14 protein-coding genes are annotated in these 17,172 nt (G+C 65.9%); 12 read left to right on the forward strand and 2 right to left on the reverse strand.

Features of this window, described 5'->3' with window-relative positions; all coding sequences use genetic code 11:
* The first annotated feature begins 15 nt into the window (after positions 1-15).
* Genes tssM through O0J73_RS01860 form a run of 3 tightly spaced genes read left to right on the forward strand, consistent with a single transcriptional unit; the run spans position 16 to position 5,485 of the window.
* Positions 16-3,723 carry a type VI secretion system membrane subunit TssM gene (gene tssM, locus O0J73_RS01850; RefSeq protein WP_308307878.1) on the forward strand — a complete coding sequence of 1,236 codons (3,708 nt, stop codon included), beginning with the start codon at positions 16-18 and terminating at the stop codon, positions 3,721-3,723.
* The gene (tagF, locus tag O0J73_RS01855) at positions 3,720-4,703 is read left to right on the forward strand and encodes a type VI secretion system-associated protein TagF (protein ID WP_006451227.1); all 984 of its coding nucleotides are present in this window, start codon (positions 3,720-3,722) and stop codon (positions 4,701-4,703) included. The genes tssM and tagF overlap by 4 nt, the downstream gene beginning before the upstream one ends.
* Before the next feature lie 2 nt (positions 4,704-4,705).
* Entirely contained in the window at positions 4,706-5,485 is a 780-nt protein-coding gene (locus tag O0J73_RS01860; protein WP_308307879.1) for an OmpA family protein, read from the forward strand.
* Between the two features lie 45 nt (positions 5,486-5,530).
* On the opposite strand, the gene tssA is transcribed toward O0J73_RS01860, so the two are convergent.
* Positions 5,531-6,589, reverse strand: coding sequence for a type VI secretion system protein TssA (tssA, locus tag O0J73_RS01865; RefSeq protein WP_308307880.1), 1,059 nt, complete (start codon positions 6,587-6,589; stop codon positions 5,531-5,533).
* A gap of 234 nt (positions 6,590-6,823) precedes the next feature.
* Between tssA and O0J73_RS01870 the strand changes: the two genes are divergently transcribed.
* The 9 genes from O0J73_RS01870 to O0J73_RS01910 all read left to right on the forward strand — a co-directional run bounded on the left by O0J73_RS01870 (position 6,824) and on the right by O0J73_RS01910 (position 16,411).
* Complete coding sequence (locus O0J73_RS01870) at positions 6,824-9,607, forward strand: type VI secretion system Vgr family protein (protein ID WP_308307881.1); 2,784 nt, start codon at positions 6,824-6,826, stop codon at positions 9,605-9,607.
* Positions 9,607-10,488 (forward strand): DUF4123 domain-containing protein, encoded by an 882-nt coding sequence (locus tag O0J73_RS01875; protein ID WP_197564060.1) that lies wholly within the window; start codon positions 9,607-9,609, stop codon positions 10,486-10,488. Before O0J73_RS01870 ends, O0J73_RS01875 begins: the two co-directional genes overlap by 1 nt.
* 10 nt (positions 10,489-10,498) lie before the next feature.
* Complete coding sequence (locus tag O0J73_RS01880; RefSeq protein WP_006451067.1) at positions 10,499-10,978, forward strand: DUF3304 domain-containing protein; 480 nt, start codon at positions 10,499-10,501, stop codon at positions 10,976-10,978.
* A 59-nt stretch (positions 10,979-11,037) separates the two neighbouring features.
* On the forward strand, positions 11,038-11,589 hold the full coding sequence (locus tag O0J73_RS01885; protein WP_308307882.1) for a DUF3304 domain-containing protein: 552 nt from the start codon (positions 11,038-11,040) through the stop codon (positions 11,587-11,589).
* A gap of 112 nt (positions 11,590-11,701) precedes the next feature.
* Positions 11,702-12,193, forward strand: a complete 492-nt coding sequence (locus O0J73_RS01890) for a DUF3304 domain-containing protein (protein WP_308307883.1) — start codon at positions 11,702-11,704, stop codon at positions 12,191-12,193.
* A gap of 85 nt (positions 12,194-12,278) precedes the next feature.
* A complete protein-coding gene (locus O0J73_RS01895) occupies positions 12,279-14,111 on the forward strand; it encodes a DUF2235 domain-containing protein (RefSeq protein ID WP_308307884.1) in 1,833 nt (610 codons plus the stop codon).
* A gap of 9 nt (positions 14,112-14,120) precedes the next feature.
* The gene (locus tag O0J73_RS01900) at positions 14,121-14,714 is read left to right on the forward strand and encodes a hypothetical protein (RefSeq protein ID WP_308307885.1); all 594 of its coding nucleotides are present in this window, start codon (positions 14,121-14,123) and stop codon (positions 14,712-14,714) included.
* A 133-nt stretch (positions 14,715-14,847) separates the two neighbouring features.
* Entirely contained in the window at positions 14,848-15,465 is a 618-nt protein-coding gene (locus O0J73_RS01905) for a decarboxylase (RefSeq protein ID WP_197564058.1), read from the forward strand.
* A 172-nt stretch (positions 15,466-15,637) separates the two neighbouring features.
* Positions 15,638-16,411: a CDP-diacylglycerol diphosphatase gene (locus tag O0J73_RS01910; protein ID WP_308307900.1), complete on the forward strand. Its 774-nt coding sequence runs from the start codon at positions 15,638-15,640 to the stop codon at positions 16,409-16,411.
* Here O0J73_RS01910 and O0J73_RS01915 read toward each other — a convergent pair.
* Positions 16,408-17,007, reverse strand: a complete 600-nt coding sequence (locus tag O0J73_RS01915; RefSeq protein WP_197564057.1) for a GNAT family protein — start codon at positions 17,005-17,007, stop codon at positions 16,408-16,410. The two genes, O0J73_RS01910 and O0J73_RS01915, sit on opposite strands and share 4 nt — an antisense overlap.
* Positions 17,008-17,172 lie beyond the last annotated feature (165 nt).

Consider the following 17,172-nt stretch of genomic DNA (forward strand, 5'->3'; position numbering starts at 1 on the left):
CCCCTGGATCCCTGCATGAGTTTGAGCAATTTCAGCTACTACCTGCGCGACTACCGTCTGTGGATGGTGATCGGCCTGGTCGGTGCCGCTGCGCTGGCCCACTACGGCGAGGCCGAGGCACGGCAGATCGGCATCTGGGTCGCCATCGTGCTGGCCGGCCTGCTGGTGCTGGCGCTGCTGGTCTGGGTCGTCAAGCGGATGCTTGCCCGGCGCGCCGCCAAGCGCGTGGAGGCGATGGTCAAGGACGAGGCGGACAAGGCGGTAGCCAGCGCGCAGCCGGCACAGCGCGCCGATACCGAAGCGCTGCGTACGCGCATGATGGATGCGGTCAAGCAGATCAAGTCCTCGCGGATGGGGGTGCTGAAGGGCAACGCCGCGCTGTACGAACTGCCCTGGTACGTGATCATCGGCAACCCGGCGGCCGGCAAGAGCACCGCGATCCTCAATTCGGGCCTGCAGTTCCCGTTCGAGGACAACCGCGGCAACGTCGTGCAGGGCATCGGCGGTACCCGCAACTGCGACTGGTACTTCACCACCAACGGCATCGTGCTCGACACCGCCGGCCGTTACTCGGTCAGCGTCGAGGACCGGCTGGAGTGGCTGACCTTCCTCGGCCTGCTGAAGAAGAACCGCCCGCGTGCACCGATCAATGGCGTGATCATCGCCGCCAGCCTGGCCGAGCTGTCCGGCAGCAAGCCGGAGTTCGCCATCGAACTGGCCAAGAACCTGCGCCAGCGCGTGCAGGAAATCACCGAGCGCCTGGAAGTATTCGCGCCGGTGTACGTGCTGTTCACCAAGGCCGACCTGATCGCCGGGTTCAGTGAATTCTTCCGCAATCTCGACCCGGGCGAGCGCGAGCATGTGTGGGGCGCGACGCTGCCGTTCGACGTGCAGCAGCAGGGTGACGCGCTGGCCGCCTTCGACAGTCATTTCGATGAACTGGCCGAAGGCATCAAGGAAATGAGCCTGACCCACATGGCGATGCAGCGTGGCCGTGAGGTCTCGCCGGGCCTGCTGTCGCTGCCGCTGGAGTTTGTCGGCATCAAGCCGGCGCTGCGCACCTTCATCGCCACCCTGTTCGAAGACAACCCCTACCAGTTCAAGCCGGTGTTCCGCGGCTTCTACTTCTCCAGCGCGCTGCAGGAAGGGCGCTCGGTGCACCACGCCTCCGAGCGCGTCGGCCGCCAGTTCAACCTGGAGCGCGGCTCGAACGTGGACGAGGCGCCGACCGGGCATACCGCGTTCTTCCTGAAGGACCTGTTCCGCAAGGTCATCTTTGCCGACAAGGAACTGGTGCGGCAGTATTCCAGCCCGCACCAGAACCGCCTGCGCTATGGCGTGTTCCTGGGCGCGGTGGGCGTGCTGGCCCTCGCGCTGGGCCTGTGGACGTGGTCGTACACCACCAATGCGCAGCTGGTTGCCAATGCGACCAAGGATCTGGACCAGGCCGTGCGCGTGCAGAAGGACCGCATGGACCTGAAGTCACGTATCGATGCGTTGCTGCTGCTGCAGGATCGCATGGAGCAGCTGGACCGCTATGGCAAGGAAGGGGGCATCACCACCCATCTGGGCCTGTACCAGGGCACGGCCATCCGCGAGAAGCTGCTGCGCGAGTACAACCACGGCATGCAGCAGGTGATGCTGGCGCCGACCGTATCGAACCTGGAGAACTATCTGGGCCAGGTGGTCGCCGAGCGCGACAAGCTGGGGCAGGGCACCAGCAGCGCTGCCGAGAGCGAGGTGCTGTACCAGAACGCGTCGCCGACCAGCACCAACGATGCCTACAACGCGCTCAAGACCTACCTGATGCTGGGCAACCCCAAGTATGTGGAGGGTGCGCACCTGTCGCAGCAGCTGACCCTGTTCTGGCGCACCTGGCTGGAAGCCAACCGCGGGCAGATGAGCCGCGAGGAAATGGTCCGCGCGGCTGAGAAGCTGATGACCTTCTACGTGGCGCAGGCGGGCCAGCCGAGCTGGCCGCAGGTGCAGAACAAGGTCACCCTGGTGTCCGACACGCGCCAGGCACTGGGCCAGGTGATGAAGGGCCAGCCGGCGATGGAGCGCGTGTACGCGCAGATCAAGGCCCGTGCCGGTGCACGCTTCACCACCACCACGGTCGACAGCCTGATCGGCGTCGAGCGCAACGGCCGCATGATCAACGGCAACTACGCCATTTCCGGTGCGTTCTCGCGCAAGGCGTGGGAAGAGTACGTGCAGGATGCAATCAAGGAAGCGGCCAACACGCAGCTGAGCACCACCGACTGGGTGCTGGGGACCACCGAGCAGAGCGATCTGTCGCTGGCCGGCAGCCCGGAGCATGTCTCGCGCGAGCTGGTGAACCTGTACAAGAACGACTATGCCCGCGAGTGGACCCGGTTCCTGCAGGGCCTGAGCGTGGCGGAGTTCAGCACCTTCGACGAGGCGGTCGCACGCATCAACAAGCTGGGCGATGCCAGCAATTCGCCGCTGCGCGTTCTGCTGGAGCGCATCAACGAAGAGACCGTGTGGGACAACCCGCAGGCGCTGGCCCGCTCCAGCAAGGCGCGCAAGGGCTTCGTCGCCTGGTTCCAGCGCACCATCCTGCGCAAGGACCCGGCCGCCGCGGCTGCGGCGCCGCCGGTGGGCCCGATCGGCAAGGCGTTCGAGGGCATTGCCCGCTTGACCAGCGAGCGCGGTGACCAGCCGGCCGTGATCACGGCCTACTTCGACACGCTGGCCAAGCTGCGCGCGCGTCTGAACGCGATCAAGAGCCAGGGCGAAATCGGGGTCGCTACCCGCAAGCTGATGCAGGACACCTTCAGCAACGAAGGTTCCGAACTGAGCGTGGGCCTGGCGCTGGTCGATGAGCAGGTGCTGACCGGTCTGGACGAGAAGCAGCGTGAAGCGCTGCGTCCGCTACTGCTGCGCCCGCTGACCCAGACCTTCGGCACGTTGATCGCGCCGACCGAGAATGAAGTCAACAAGACCTGGAAGGCGCAGGTCTATGATCCCTTCAAGGCACGCATCGGCCAGCAGTACCCGTTCAACCTGAACTCCGACGTCGACGCGGCGCCGAGCGACATTGCTGGCATCTTCGGCGCCAGCGGCAGCATCGCGGCCTTCAACAAGGAGGCACTGGGCACGCTGGTGATCCAGCGTGGCCCGCTGCTGGAGACCCGCCGCTGGGCGGGGCAGGGCGTGAACCTGTCGGCCGAACTGGTGGCCAACTACGGCAACTGGGTGAGTGGTTCGGCGGCCGGTGCGGCGCAGGACACCACGATCTTCGAGATCCTGCCGGCACCGGCGGCCGGCGCGCTGGAATACACCATCGAGATCGATGGCCAGGTGCTGCGCTATCGCAACACGCCACCGCAGTGGACGACCATGCAGTACCCGAACGTCGGCCAGGTGCCGGGCGTGAAGATCACCGCGGTGACCGGCGATGGCAGGACGGTGGAAGTGTTCAGTGCGCCGGGTTCGAACGGCGTCAACCGCCTGATGTCGGCCGGTCAGGTCGAGCGCCTGGATGACTCCAGCCGCATTACCTGGACGGGCAACGGTGTGTCGGTACCGGTGGAGATGCGCATCGTCCGTCGTGCCGGTGAGGCCGCACAGGGCGGAGGCGACTGGCAGCGCGGGCTGCAGTTGCCCGAACGCGTTGCCGGGGGCGAGCCCGCTGCGCAGGCGGCACCCGCTGCTGCGCCGGCAGCGACGCCGGCTCCGGCCGCTGGAGGTGCCCGATGAGCCGGGTGGTCAGCGCGGGCGTGTCCTATTTCGGCAAGGTGCCCTCGCGCGGCGATTTCGTCCGCGCGGCCGACAACCACCAGCTGCTGGGCTGGCTCGACCGCTGGGCCGGCGAGAGCCTGGAACTGCTGAGCCAGAGCCCGGACTGGAAGCAGCGCTACGACGAAGCGCCGGAAATCCACTACGCCTTCCTGGGCTCGCGCAGCAAGATGGTGTTGTGCGGCCACTTCCTGGCCAGCCGCGACGCGTCCGAGCGGCGCTTCCCGCTGCTGTCGGCGTTGCGCCTGGATGCGCCTGAGCCATTGCCGTTCATCGGCCGCAGTCCGTTGGCCATGTCCAACGCCTGGTCGGGCCTGGCCAGGCTCGCACGCCAGGCCTACCAGGACAGCGACGCAGCGCAGGCGCTGGCACAGCTGGCCGACGCCCGTTTCAGCATCAGCACCGACCCGGGTGACTACAACGGCAGCTTCCAGGATTTCCTCGAGAACACCACGGTGGCCGATCTGGAGCAGCGCCTGCGCGAGTCCGGCCACGGTGACGTGGCACTGCGCCAGGTGCTGCCCGCGCTGGGCCTGCTGCTGCAGCCGGTGCTCAGTGGTGGCGATGTCAACATCGACAAGGCGCTGGTGTTCCCGCTGGTGCGCGATCCGGCCTATCGCCCGCTGGTGGCAGCGTTCTGGCTGGACCTGCTGTCAAGTTTCGTCGCCCGTGGCGATTTCGAACTTGCCGTATTGATCCGCAACGACGCTGCGCCAAGCATGATCGTCGGCTTCAACGGCGCTGATCGCCAGGTGCTGCGCGCCGTGCTGGATCCGGCCGAGGCGGGCGACTTCCTGATCCGCATCCAGCATTCGGAGTGGGTGGACGACTACCTGCGCGGCGACTACAACCTCAACCGCTTCGGCAGCTTCCTCGATCGTGACGACCTGGCTCTGGCCACCGCACGCAAGCTGTTCGGCGAGACTTTCCTGGGAACCTGACGATGCGCCTGTGCAAACCTCTCCATCTCATGCTGCCGCTGCTGCTGGTGGCCGTGCCGCTGGCCGCGCAGAACGCGCCGGCAGCGGCCGCCGGCGAGCGTCCGGTGGTCATCGAAGGCGTGGTGCCTGACCAGGCGACCAAGGCCAAGCTGCTCAACAACCTGCGCGCGGTCTATGGCGCCGAGCGGGTGGTCGACCGCATCCAGGTGGAAACCATCGCCACGCCGCCGAACTGGGGCGACTATGTTTCCGGCATGATCAATCCGGGCCTGAAGCGGGTGTCGCCCGGAAAGCTGGAGGTCAATGGCCAGGCGGTGCGCATTACCGGTGAAGTCGGCAACGAAGCCCTGCGCCAGCAGGTCGCCAGTGACCTGAGCCTGGCCAGCAACACCAGTTACACGGTGACCAACGCGCTGAAGGTGGGCTCGCAGCAGAACGTGCTGGACCAGACCCTGGCCAACCGCATCATTGAATTCCAGAGCGGCAGCGCGCGCCTTACGCCGTTCGGCATGAGCATCCTCGACGAGATGGTGGCGAAGATGGCGCAGATGCCGGACAGCCGGTTCCTCATCATCGGCCACACCGACAATGTCGGCCAGCGTGAGTCCAATCTCACGCTCAGCCATGCACGTGCGCTGGCGGTGAAGAACTACATGATGTCCAAGGGCATCCCTGGCAGTCACATGGACGTGCTGGGCAAGGGCCCGGATGAGCCGGTGGCGGACAACACCAGCAACGACGGCCGTGCGCGCAACCGCCGGATCGAGTTCAAGATCCAGTAACTGCGCCCGGGGAGCCGGTCAGGCTCCCCTGCCGCGGCGCGCAGCTCAGTCTTCTGGATTGACGTCCAGCATTTCTTCCATCTGTTCCAGCGTGCCGTGGTCCTTGATGACCCGCTTGAGCCAGACGTGCAGCGGCATCTCGCCCCAGCGCGCTGCCTTTTCCGCCAGATAGGCGACCGGGCTGTGCGGCTCGGTACGGCGGAAGAACTCGGCGACCTGGCGAAGCTGCTGCAAGGCTTCCTTGCGCGAACTCGGCGCACCGGCGGGGCCGCGCGAGGGCGCAGCCGGCGTCGCCTCGAACGTGGGGGCGTCTTCGGCGAAATGGCTGTTACTGAACGGGTCTTCCACCGCCCCGGTCTCGCCATCAAGCAACACTCCGGCCTCGCGGGCAAAGCGCAGCACGGTGCGCTGCAGATGCTCCAGCTGTTCGCGTACGGCGCTGAAGCTGGGGCCGTCCAGCCCCAGCCGGTTGTCCACTGCCGCCTGTAGTTCGGCCAGGGCCTGGCTGCAGTCGGGCAGGTCATCCGCCAGCTGGCGGTAGAACCCGTGCTGGGTGTCGCGGCGGGCGGCAGTGAGGATGTCCAGGCCGGGCCGGCCATCATCGTCCTCGCCACTGTTGGCGCGGGCATGGGCATGCTCGAAATCGGTCAGGCTGAAGCGCCCCTGCGGGGCGACGATGATCGGCACCGCCCGCAGCCACTGCAGCGAATTGGTCAGCAGCCAGCTGAGGTTGCCGATGCGTTCTTCGAAGTCGCCGTCCGGAGCCTGAGGATGGACCTCATCCCAGAAGCGATCGCACAGCCCGGCGGTGACCCGGTAGCCAGCAGCCAGGCCCTGGAAGCCTTCCAGCTGAGTGGCCGCCTCGCTGAGCCAGCCGGCCAGTCGCAGGTCCTTGGTGCGGGTCTGCAGCAGGCTGTCGGCCTCGCGCAGCACACTGCTCCAGTCGGCGTACTTGATGTCGGTCTGCCACGCACCCTGGTCCAGGGTCGGGTCGTCGGCACGACGGTTTTCGATGATCCGATCGAATTCCGCCGAGAACGACAGGTCTTCACCGGTCGGGGCGTTTTCCGAAATCGGGGCCAGCAGGGCTTCCTGATCCAGCATGGCAGGTCTCGTTGGGGACTGCGGACGATTCTAGCCTTTGAATGTGAACGCGATTACGGGATCCGGGCAAGTGCCTGTAGCTGAATGCGTTATTCCGTCGGTTATGTGACGCAAAGCGCAGTTCGTCGCGCAATGGCGCGCCGTGATTTTGACGAACACGCTGTTCTGGTAGATTCGGGAACTGGAAACCGACGCCATTCCGCATGGATCTGGCGTCTTCACTCTGGAAATGGCATGGATCAGCTGAATTACCTGATGACGCAGGTTGCAGGTCTTGGCGATGCGCAGCGCCTGTATCGTCTGCAGTCGGAAGCATTCACGGGATGCACCGTGGAGCGCTGGCGTGGACGTGACGCGCTGGGCGAACACGCATGGACCGAGGTCGAGGTGCTCTGCACTGATGCTGGCCTCGAACTGGGGGCATTGCCTGCCACCCGCGCAACGTTGATCACGCAGCTCGCCGACGGCGGGCAGTGGCAGCGCAGCGGTCTGGTGGCCGACGCCGCGCGGGTCGGGGGCGACGGTGGGCTGGTGCGTTACCGGTTGCACCTGGTGTCGTGGACCTGGTGGCTGCAGCATGCGCGCCACAGCCGCGTGTTCCAGGAACAAGGCATCCGCGCCATTGTCGATGCGGTGCTTTCCGCACACGCCGACATCGCACGCTGGCGCTGGGCCGAAGGCGTCGACGCCTTCCTGGGTGAGCGTGTACGCAGCTACTGCGTGCAGTACCGCGAGAGCGATCTGGACTTCCTGCAGCGCTTGCTGGCTGAGGAAGGACTGGGCTGGCGCTTGTATCCGGACGAGGAAGCGCCCTGTGGCAATGGCCTGGAGATCTTTGCCGACAGCGTTGCGCTGCCCGAGGATGCCACCAGCGCCGGGGCCGGCGTGCGCTTCCATCGCAGCGATGCCACTGAAACCAGCGACAGCGTGCAGGCCATCGGCCTGCACCGCAGCCTGGCCAGCACGACGGTCAGCCTGCAGAGCGATGATTATCGCCAGGTGCGTGCACTGTCGGGCCAGTCGCCGATGGAAGGCGGCGGCAGCAGGTCCACCCGCGAGGATTTCGATGCGGTGGGCGCCTATGCCTTCAGCGATGGCGCGGCCGCATCGCGCCAGGCCCGCCTGCAGGCGCAGGCGCGCGAAGCACGCAGTCGACGCTGGCAAGGGCACGGCACCGTGCGCGGCCTGCAGTCGGGAAGCTGGCTGCGGTTGCAGCAGGCCCCGGGCGGTACACCGCCGGAGCTGCTGCTGGTCGCGGTCGACCATGCCGGCATCAACAACCTGCCCACCGACCTGCGTCGCAGCCTTGACGACGCACTCGGCGTCGCCCCCGGCGACAGCGCAGACGCCGCACTGTGGCAGCAGGCTGAGGCGATTGGCTATGGCAATCGATTTGAGGCGGTGCCGCGCGCCACCCCGTGGCGACCCCAGCTGCTGGATGGCACCGGGGCCCGCCTGAATCCTCGCCCGACGGTGCCCGGGTACCAGACGGCGGTCGTGGTGGCCGGCCAGGGAAGTGACAGCAAGGACCTGCACGCCGACAGCCACGGCCGCGTGCGCGTGCGCTTCCATTTCCAGCAGGGGCAGGGCGAGGGCGCTCATGACAGTGCCTGGTTGCGCGTGGCACAGCGCTACGCCGGCCCCGGTGTTGGCAGCCAGTTCCTGCCGCGGATCGGTCAGGAGGTGCTGGTCGGCTTCCTGGACGGTGACATCGATCGGCCGCTGGTGCTGGGGGCGCTGTACAACGGGCGCGGCGAGGCCGGCGTGGCGCCGACGCCCGCAGGTGCCAGCAGCGAGGGCGATGTCTCTGCCTACGGCCAGGCCGGTGATGCGCGCCACAGCGCACAGGCCAACCTCAGTGGCGGCCAGGCGCCGGCATGGCACGCAGCAGGCGCGGGCGACCAGGCGCATCGGCAGGGCGGAGCGCTCTGGGGTATCCGCTCGCGTGAATGGGACGGCGGTGAAGGCAGCAACCACCTGTTGTTCGACGATTCGAACCAGCAGCTGCGTGCACAGCTGGCCAGCAGCCAGCAGGTTTCGCAGCTGTCGCTGGGTCACCTGCGGCACCAGGCTGACAACTATGTAGGCAGCGTGCGCGGCACCGGCTTCGAGCTGCGCAGCGATGCCTGGGGGGCGGTACGGGCGACGGCGGGCGTGTGGTTCACCGCCTATGGTCATCGATCGACCGCACCTGCAGGCGAGGCGGTGCAGCCCGCCGCGCTGCTGGCCCAGCTGCAGGCCCTGGGCGAGCGCTTCACCCAGGCCGCGCGCACGCATGTAACCAGTCCGTTGGCGATGCAGGAGGGTGCCAAGGCCGCGGCGCGCTCCAGGATGGTGGCCGACAAGTCGCCGGTCCCCGGCTTGCTGGCGAGCGTGCGTACCACCACCGGTGGCGATGATTTCGGCGCAGGAAAGGGCAGTGCGGCCGAGCGCGCGTCCGAGGCGGGCGAGGGCAGGGTGCCGCATTCCGGCGACCCGCTCCTGGGGATGGCTGCTCCGCAGGGCGTTGTGCAGGTGGCGGGCCAAGCCATGCACTGGAGCAGCGGTGAAGGCCTGCTGCTGGCCAGTGGCAGTCACAGTGAAGCGATCACGATGGGGCAGGCGCGGCTTCATGCCGGGCAAGCAATCGGAGTGCTTGCGTCCGTCGTTGAAGGGGCAGCCGCCGCTCCGACGGCACTTGACGTGGTGGCCGGCAGCGAAGCGCTGGACATCCAGGCGCATGCAGACCTGGTGCGCATCCAGTCGCGTGGTGCGCTGCGTGGCGCCAGCGCGCAGGCACCGGTGGAGCTCGCCGCGGCCAACACGATCCACGTCGCGACGTCCGGAGGGGCCAGCCTGACCATCGCTGGCGGCAGCATTACCATCGCTTGCCCCGGCACGATCACCGTGCATGCCGGCAGCAAGTCATTTGTTGGGCCGGCCCAACAGGGCTATCCGCTTCCCCAGTTCCCGCGCAGCAGCTGCAAGAGCTGCATTCTCGACGCGATGCGCCAGGGCACGCCGGGAGTGCTGGTGTGATGAATCGTTATGCGGTGATCGACAGCGCGCAGCGGCCGCATTTCCATGAGCGGCTGGAGCGCCTGGGCGCGCACTATCGCTCGCTGTTCGAGGGCACGGCCGAGGCGAGCCTGCTGGATATCGCTCCCTTGCTGGTGGCTTGGCCGGACACGGCCATGCACGCCAGGCTGGAAGCGGAGATCCTGCAAATGGGGACGCAGCGGCCGGGTGTGACCCTGCTGTGGAGTGCGCTGGAACTGGACGAGCTCGCCAAGCGGCTGAGGACCTTCCATCTGGTCAAGGTGCCCGAGAAGGGCGGTCGCGAAATGCTGTTGCGCTGGTACGACACCCGCATCCTGCCTGCGCTGCTGGAACTGCTGTTGCCCGCGCAGCGTGCCGCGTTGCTGGAGGGCGTGCAGCGCCTGCAGTACTTCGACCGCTATGGCGATCTGCAGGAATGGTCGCTGGCCAAGGAGGACGATGCCGGTCTGCCTGCGCTTCCGCCATTGCGCCTGGACCAGCAGCAGTACATGCGTCTGCTGGACGCGTGCGAGCCGGATGTGGCCATCGCCCAGCTCCGCCGGGTCATTCCCGATGAGATGAAGCGGGTGCCTTATCGCTCGCTGTACCCGTTCGTCGTCAAGCATATGCAGGACACGATCGCGCACGGCGTGGACCAGGTGGACGATCACGTGCAGTACCTGTTGCTGGCGCTGTACACCTCAGGCGCATGCCGGGAACATTCCGCCGTGCGGGCCCGGTTTTCGCAGGGGGCCAGTGCCTTTGAGGCTCCGTTCCCGGATTGGGCGTCGGCCTTGCCTGACGATATCTGGTTGATGGGCGTTCCATTGTGGGATGCCCCCACGGCTTCGCAGGCGGATGCAGCAACACCATTGAACTAGAGGAACAACCATGCGTTTGATGCGCACTCAATTGCTGGCGGTCTTGGTATTGCTGCTCCTGGTGCCAGCCCTGGCCGCGTGCAAGGGGCGGACAGCCTCCACACCGGTGGCTGTGCTGGGCTACAACCACACCGATGCCTACATCGCGCAGTTCCTTGTGAACGGCGGCAGTGGCGGGTCGGCCGATTCCCACTCGGAAGGCGGAACGGTGTGCTGCGCGACGCTGCCTGATCGATGGACACCGGATATGAAGGTGGAGATCGAATGGACGACGGATCTCGAAACGTTCCAGAAGACGACCGTTGCAGTTCCAAAGTACGACCAGCCCGGAAACCTGGCGGTCCATTTCCTGCGCAACGGACAGGTCAAGGTCTTTGTCACCGGTCTCGTGCTGGGTCATCCCGATTATCCGTTGACCGGCCCTGAAGCGCCCTTGCGCGAAGGCGAGAATCCGGTGTGGGAGCACCTTCGGCGCCCGGCTGAAAAATGATTGGAGGCCCCGCCCCGAGTGATGACTTCAGCAACTGCATCGGGACCGAACGAGCTGGAATGCCGCAGGGCAACAGCCATGACGTACCGTCCAGGCCGATGCTGCAGCCTCAAGGACATGAAAAGATGATCCCGCGACTCCTGCGCACACATCTGCTGGCGACTCTGGTGCTGCTGCTCCTGCTGCCGGCCTTGGCCGCCTGCAAAGGCCAGCCCGCGTCGACACCTGTGGGAGTGCGGGGCTACAACCACACCGGCCAGTCCATTGCGCAGTTCCAGGTGAATGGTGGAAGCGGAGGGTCGGCCCGACGTCACTCGGCAGGCGGCACGGTCTGCTGCGCTGTGGTTCCTGACCGATGGACTCCGGATCTGAAGGCGGAGATCGAATGGACAACCAATCTGGAGACCTACCAGAAGGCGATCGTATCAATCCCCAGGTACAACGAGGTTGGCAGTCTCGCTGTTCACTTCCTCCGCAATGGCCAGGTCAAGGTGTTCGTGACCAATCTGATACTGGGGCACCCGGACTATCCGTTGACGGGACCTGAGGCGCCGTTGCGCGAAGGCGGGAATCCGGTGTGGGAGCACCTTCGGCGCCCTCTCGAAAGCTGATCAGAGGGCCAGGCGCGAGTGATGACGTCAGCAACTGCGATGCTGGAAACCAGAAGGCAACAGTCATGACGTGCCGCTCGGGTCGCTGCTGCACTCTCAAGGACAAGAAGAAATGATCCCACGATTCGTTCGTACACAGAACAGGATGCGTGTTCCGCTGCTGTCCACTTTGGTTGTACTGCTTGTGCTGCCGGTACTGGCCGCCTGCAAGGGCCAGTCCGCGTCTACACCTGTGGGAGTGCGGGGCTACAACCACACCGACAGCCATGTTGCGCAGTTCCTTGTGAACGGCGGGAGTGGTGGATCGGCGTGGCCACACTCCGCAGGTGGAACCGTCTGCTGCGTAGTGCTACCGGATCACTGGGCACCGGATCAGAAGGTGGAGATCGAGTGGACGACTGACCTTGAAACCTACCAGAAGGCGACGGAATCAATCCCCAGGTACAACGAGGTTGGCAGTCTCGCTGTTCACTTCCTGCGCAATGGCCAGGTCAAGGTGTTCGTGACCAATCTGATACTGGGGCACCCCGACTATCCGTTGACGGGACCCGAGGCGCCGTTACGTGAGGGCGAAAACCCTGTGGCGGAGCATCTTCGCCGCTAGTGGGGTATCCGATCCGAGGGCTTGGCGCGATTGACAAGGACAATGATCCCGGCTGGGACCAGCATCGAATCCAGGAGACAAGGAAATGAGTGAACGCACGACGACCGGTGCTCAACCAATGCCGGCCAATGGACAAAGGGCATTGAGTGGTGCGGAAGCACAACAGCGGGCGCGCGCCATGGCGTGCCTGCGCGAAAAGGGTTCGGAATGCCAGGGCCAGGTGCACGTAAGCATCTATTTCGATGGCACTGGCAACAACCGCGAGTGGGAAGGAACCTTTGTAACCGGCAAGACGCGCTCCCCCAAGACCCAGCTGGCTCGCAACGGTCACAGCAACGTGGCGCGCTTGTACGATGCCGCCCTGAAGGAACGCGAGAACGGCTTCTTCAGCATTTACGTTCCCGGCGTCGGTACACCCTTCGCGGATGTCGGCGATACCAACCAGGATGGCGATACGCTGGGAGGTGGCGCCGCTCGTTACGGTGCTGACCGCATCCATTGGGCCATCCTGCAGATCATCAACTCGGTCCATCAATATCTGAACGCCAGTGATCTGATCCAGCCCAACGAAATGAAAGTGCTGGTCGGCTCAATGAGCGAGACGCGCCTGCTGGAAGGCATGGCACGTCGCTCGATGCTCACGGCGATCGCACAGAGGCTGGAGCGCGTAGTCAATGGGCACCAGCGCCGGGTGAAATCGGTACACGTTTCCGTCTTCGGCTTCTCGCGCGGTGCGGCGCAGGCCCGGGCCTTCGTGCATCGACTGTACGAAACCGCCGAAGCGTGGGGGAGCGGCTGCGGCTACAACATCGCCGGTATTCCGCTTTACCTCAACTTCATGGGTATTTTCGACACCGTGGCATCGGTGGGCGTCGCCGCCATGAGCCGGGTGTCCAAGGGCAAATGGGACTGGGCAGCGGGTGACATGATGAGCATTCATCCCGAGGCCAGGCAGTGCGTTCATTTCGCGGCCCTGCACGAGCAGCGCATCAACTTCCCGCTGGATCTGGCGACCAGTGGGAAGGAAGTGCTTTACCCGGGCATGCATTCGGATGTCGGCGGCGGTTATTCACCCGGCGGGCAAGGCAAGGATTTTGTCTCTGGTAGTGCGGATGGCAAAGCCAAGTTGTCGCAGATCCCGTTGATCGACATGCATCATGAGGCGGTCAAGGCGGGCGTGATAATGAAGACGATCGACGAAATCGGTACGCGGCCAACGCTCGCCATGCACTTTGGCTGCCACCCGCAGTTGATCCGCGATTACAACGCCTGGCTGACCGGTCATGGTGTCCCCGGAGGCGGCCATGCGCAGCAGATTGCAGGACATTGTCGGCAGTACGTAGCCTGGAAGGGCAAGCGCCTGCCCAACGGCCCACAGAGCTTGCTGCAGCAGCCGTTCTTCAAACAGTCCGATGCAGAGGATCAGGTGGATCTGGCCAATGCGCAACGCGACTTTGCCAATCTGGTCACCGAGCTGGCCCAAGGCAAGAGCGACATGGCGGCTTACCGCCGCCAGCTGGATGAAAGCCAGAAGCGCATGGACGCCGGACGCAAGGCCGGACGTCCGGTGTTCGAGCCGACTCCACGAGCGTCCGCTGCGGCCTACACCTACGCAGGCATCCCTGCCGAAACCAGCACCCTGCTGGACCTAGTGCTCAATGCCACGCCGGTCCCTGATGTCAGCACCAACCTGTTCGACAATTACATGCACGACTCGCTGGCCGGCTTCTACATCGGGAAGTGGACGGAGCTGAACATTCCTGCGGTCAGTACCTACGGCTACCTGCGCTATCGCGAGGTCTTCAGCGTCGCCGGCAGGAGGGCACAGGAGTGCCGCGATCCCGCCACGCTGCCGCCCGCGAATATCCCCTCCATCGGTGGGGCGTTCCAGCAGCTGGGAACCGCAATGGGCGGCTGACCGGTGAAGATGGCCGGGTTCGTGAGTCGAGCGGCGCTTGCGGCAGCCGGCGTACTGCTTTCGGCGAGTTGCCATGCGCAGCCGCCCGACGTGGGCGGGTGGCGCCGGGTCTCCGACAGTGGTTACGCGCGGCACTTCCATTTCTCCATGCTTCCCCATGCTGCACCGGTGGGAAGTCGCTGGGCGATCTACGACGACAGGGCAGGCAAGGTGGTGTGTTGCCTGTCGGTGCAAGGCGCCGAGGTGAGTGAAAGCGAGCTCCAGGACCGCTTCCACATTCCGGGGCCGTGGGTGACCGATCTGACCAATGGCTGGAATCTGGATGCGGCACCCTATCGTCCGCATGTCCAGCTGCTGAAGGCGCAGGATGCGATGGGCAGCCATACCTTCAGGGAAGAGGGCGACGCAGCGGGTGGCCTGTTGCTGCCGCCAGATGCGCGGGTGGTGGGGGCGGATGCGCTGGAGATTGCCGGGGAGCGCTATACGGTGCAGCGCGATGAAACCTCGCTGGCCGATGGCGATGGTGGCGTACACACCTACACCTTGAAACCGGCCAGGGGCGGTGCAGCCCTGAGGGTCGAGGTGCCTTTCGGAACCTATTAGCGGGCATGCCTGCTTCGTTGCCTGGCTGGGACCGGTGCCGCCGCGCCCTTGCACGGCCCCACATGGCAGCCGCTGCATCTTCATGGCATCCTCACGAAACTGATTGGCCTGGTGCCATCGACGGATGAACAACATGCACAACTGGATCGCACCCGCGGCCGGCGCGCTGATGGTGGCGCTTTGCCTGGCCGCCCCGGCGGCACAGGCGGCCGAGCCGACCTTCGGTGGCTGGCGCAACCTGGGCTCGCGCGATGGCGCCGAGCCGGCGTTGCGGGATGTGCCGTTCGCGCTGCTGCCGGTGCCGGCGAGCCGTGACGCCCGTTTCGCGATCTACGACCGCGAGAGCAAGCGGCTGGTGTGCTGCCTGCAGGTGGCCAGCGCCGAGCTGGACGATACGGCGCTGCGCAAGGTCTACCAGCTGCCCGAACAGTGGGTGACCGATCTGCGCAACGGCCGCAGTACGGCGCGGCCGTGGCCGACCCGGGTCTACGAGATGCGGCGTACCGATGAACTGGTCGACTACGGCTTCAGTGATGCGCCCGAAGCCTACAGCGATCTGGGTGGGCTGCTCGTTCCGGCCAACGCACGGCTGCTGCCCGATGGCAGCGTGCAGGCCGGGTCGACCTACCGCCTGCAGTTCCGCAGCACGCCGCTGGGCGATGACAGCAGCGCGCTGGACCGCTTCACCCTGCAGCCGGCCCAGGACGCGGGCAAGCCGGTCGTGGTGGAAGTGTCGTACGGGACCTACTGACCCAGGACATTGATCCGCGGAACGCCGGGACCGCCATCGAAGCGATTCGGCGCGACCCCGCATACCCCGGGCAAGGCAAAGGAAACCTTCCATGCCGCCGGCGCGGTGCGTGGCTGGGAGGGCGGCTACACTACGGGCCGCGGCCGTTGGCCGAGCCATTGACGTGAGTGCCGTGCCCCGCCTGTTGCTGCTGTTGTCCCTGTCCGCGCTGGCTGGTTGTGCCAGCGCTCCGCCACCGCCGGCCCACTCCGATGCGTTGTGGCGGTTGATCGAGCGTGACTGCCGCGGGGCCGAAGGCCCGCGTGGTGACTGCCTGCAGGTGGAGGCGGCGGTGAATCGGCGCGATGTGCTGGTCAAGGATGCGCACGGCGACTACCAGTTCCTGCTGATGCCGCTGGACAAGCTGAGTGGCATCGAGAACCGCAGCCTGTACCAGCGTGGCGCACCGAATTACTTCGCCGCCGCCTGGCAGGCCCGCCGCCATACCGAGCGGGCCCTGGGCCAACCGCTGCCGCGCAGCGTGGCCAGTCTGGCGCTGAATTCACCGCATGGGCGCTCGCAGCATCAGCTGCATATCCACGTCGACTGCTTGCGCGCAGACGTGCTGCAGGCCCTCGATGCACACGCTGCTGCGGTGGGCACCGAGTGGGCGCCACTGCCGGTGCTGCTGCGTGGCCATCGCTACCAGGCACGCCTGCTGCCGGGCGCGGAGCTGACCGCCAATCCGCTCAACCTGCTGGCCTATGGCCTGGCAGGCGTGGACGACGTGGGCCAGTGGAGTCTGGTGGTGGCGGGGCGTGACCGGGTGCAGGGTGGCCCGGGCTTTATCCTGCTGGCCACCCGTGTGGACGCGGAAACCGGCAACGAGGCCAGCGGAGAAGAGTTGCAGGACCACGCCTGCTCGGTGCTGACCGGTGCCGGCGATGTGCTGGAACGGGTGCGCTAGTCCGCCACCTGCAGGCCGCTGCGCCACGTCGGCGCGGTCAGTGCCCACAGCTGGCGATCCTGCCAGCCGTCCATGTCCAGGTGATGGTCGCGCAGCAGGCCTTCCAGGTTGAAACCGAAGGCGTGCAGCGCGTTGGCGAACGGCGTGTTGCCGTCCGGGGGCAGCATCACGAACAGGCGATGCAGGCCGACGCCGTCGAACAGGAACGGGCACAGCGCCTGCAGCATGGCGTCGGCGTGCGGATGCCAGTGCTGCAGCGACAGCAGTTCGGCGCAGCGCGCCTCCAGCGATTGCAGGCGGATATGCAGCTGGTCCAGCACCGTGCCGTGATCGTCGTCGAATACGCCCAGCAGCAGCTGGTCGTTGTCCTGTTCCAGGCGTGAGCGATGCATGTGGGCGAGGAAGCGTGCCTCCTCGTCGATGCCGGTCGGGTGACGGCGGCCGCGCTGCTGGCGGTCGTCGAACAGGCGCCAGCGCGGCAGGTCGGTGCGCTGGAATGGACGCAGGGTGACCGGCGCCACCTGCAGCTGCAGCAGATGGCGGCGCAGCACCGGGCGTAGCGGGGGGAGGGCGGGGGTCGGATATGGGCTGATCATCCCCGCAACGATGGCGAGGCCCGCAGCGCCAGACCATTCAAATCGTTGCAAAAGCGTGATCGCTGCCGCGGCAGGTCTGATTCGGTTCAGGCATAAGTCCATCAGGGCTGGTCATTTCCGTTGAAACTCCCCATTCAGGACACTTTCGTTACGGGAACGTTATGC

The organism is Stenotrophomonas sp. Sm6012 (genome assembly GCF_030985895.1).
Taxonomy (GTDB): Bacteria; Pseudomonadota; Gammaproteobacteria; order Xanthomonadales; family Xanthomonadaceae; genus Stenotrophomonas; species Stenotrophomonas forensis.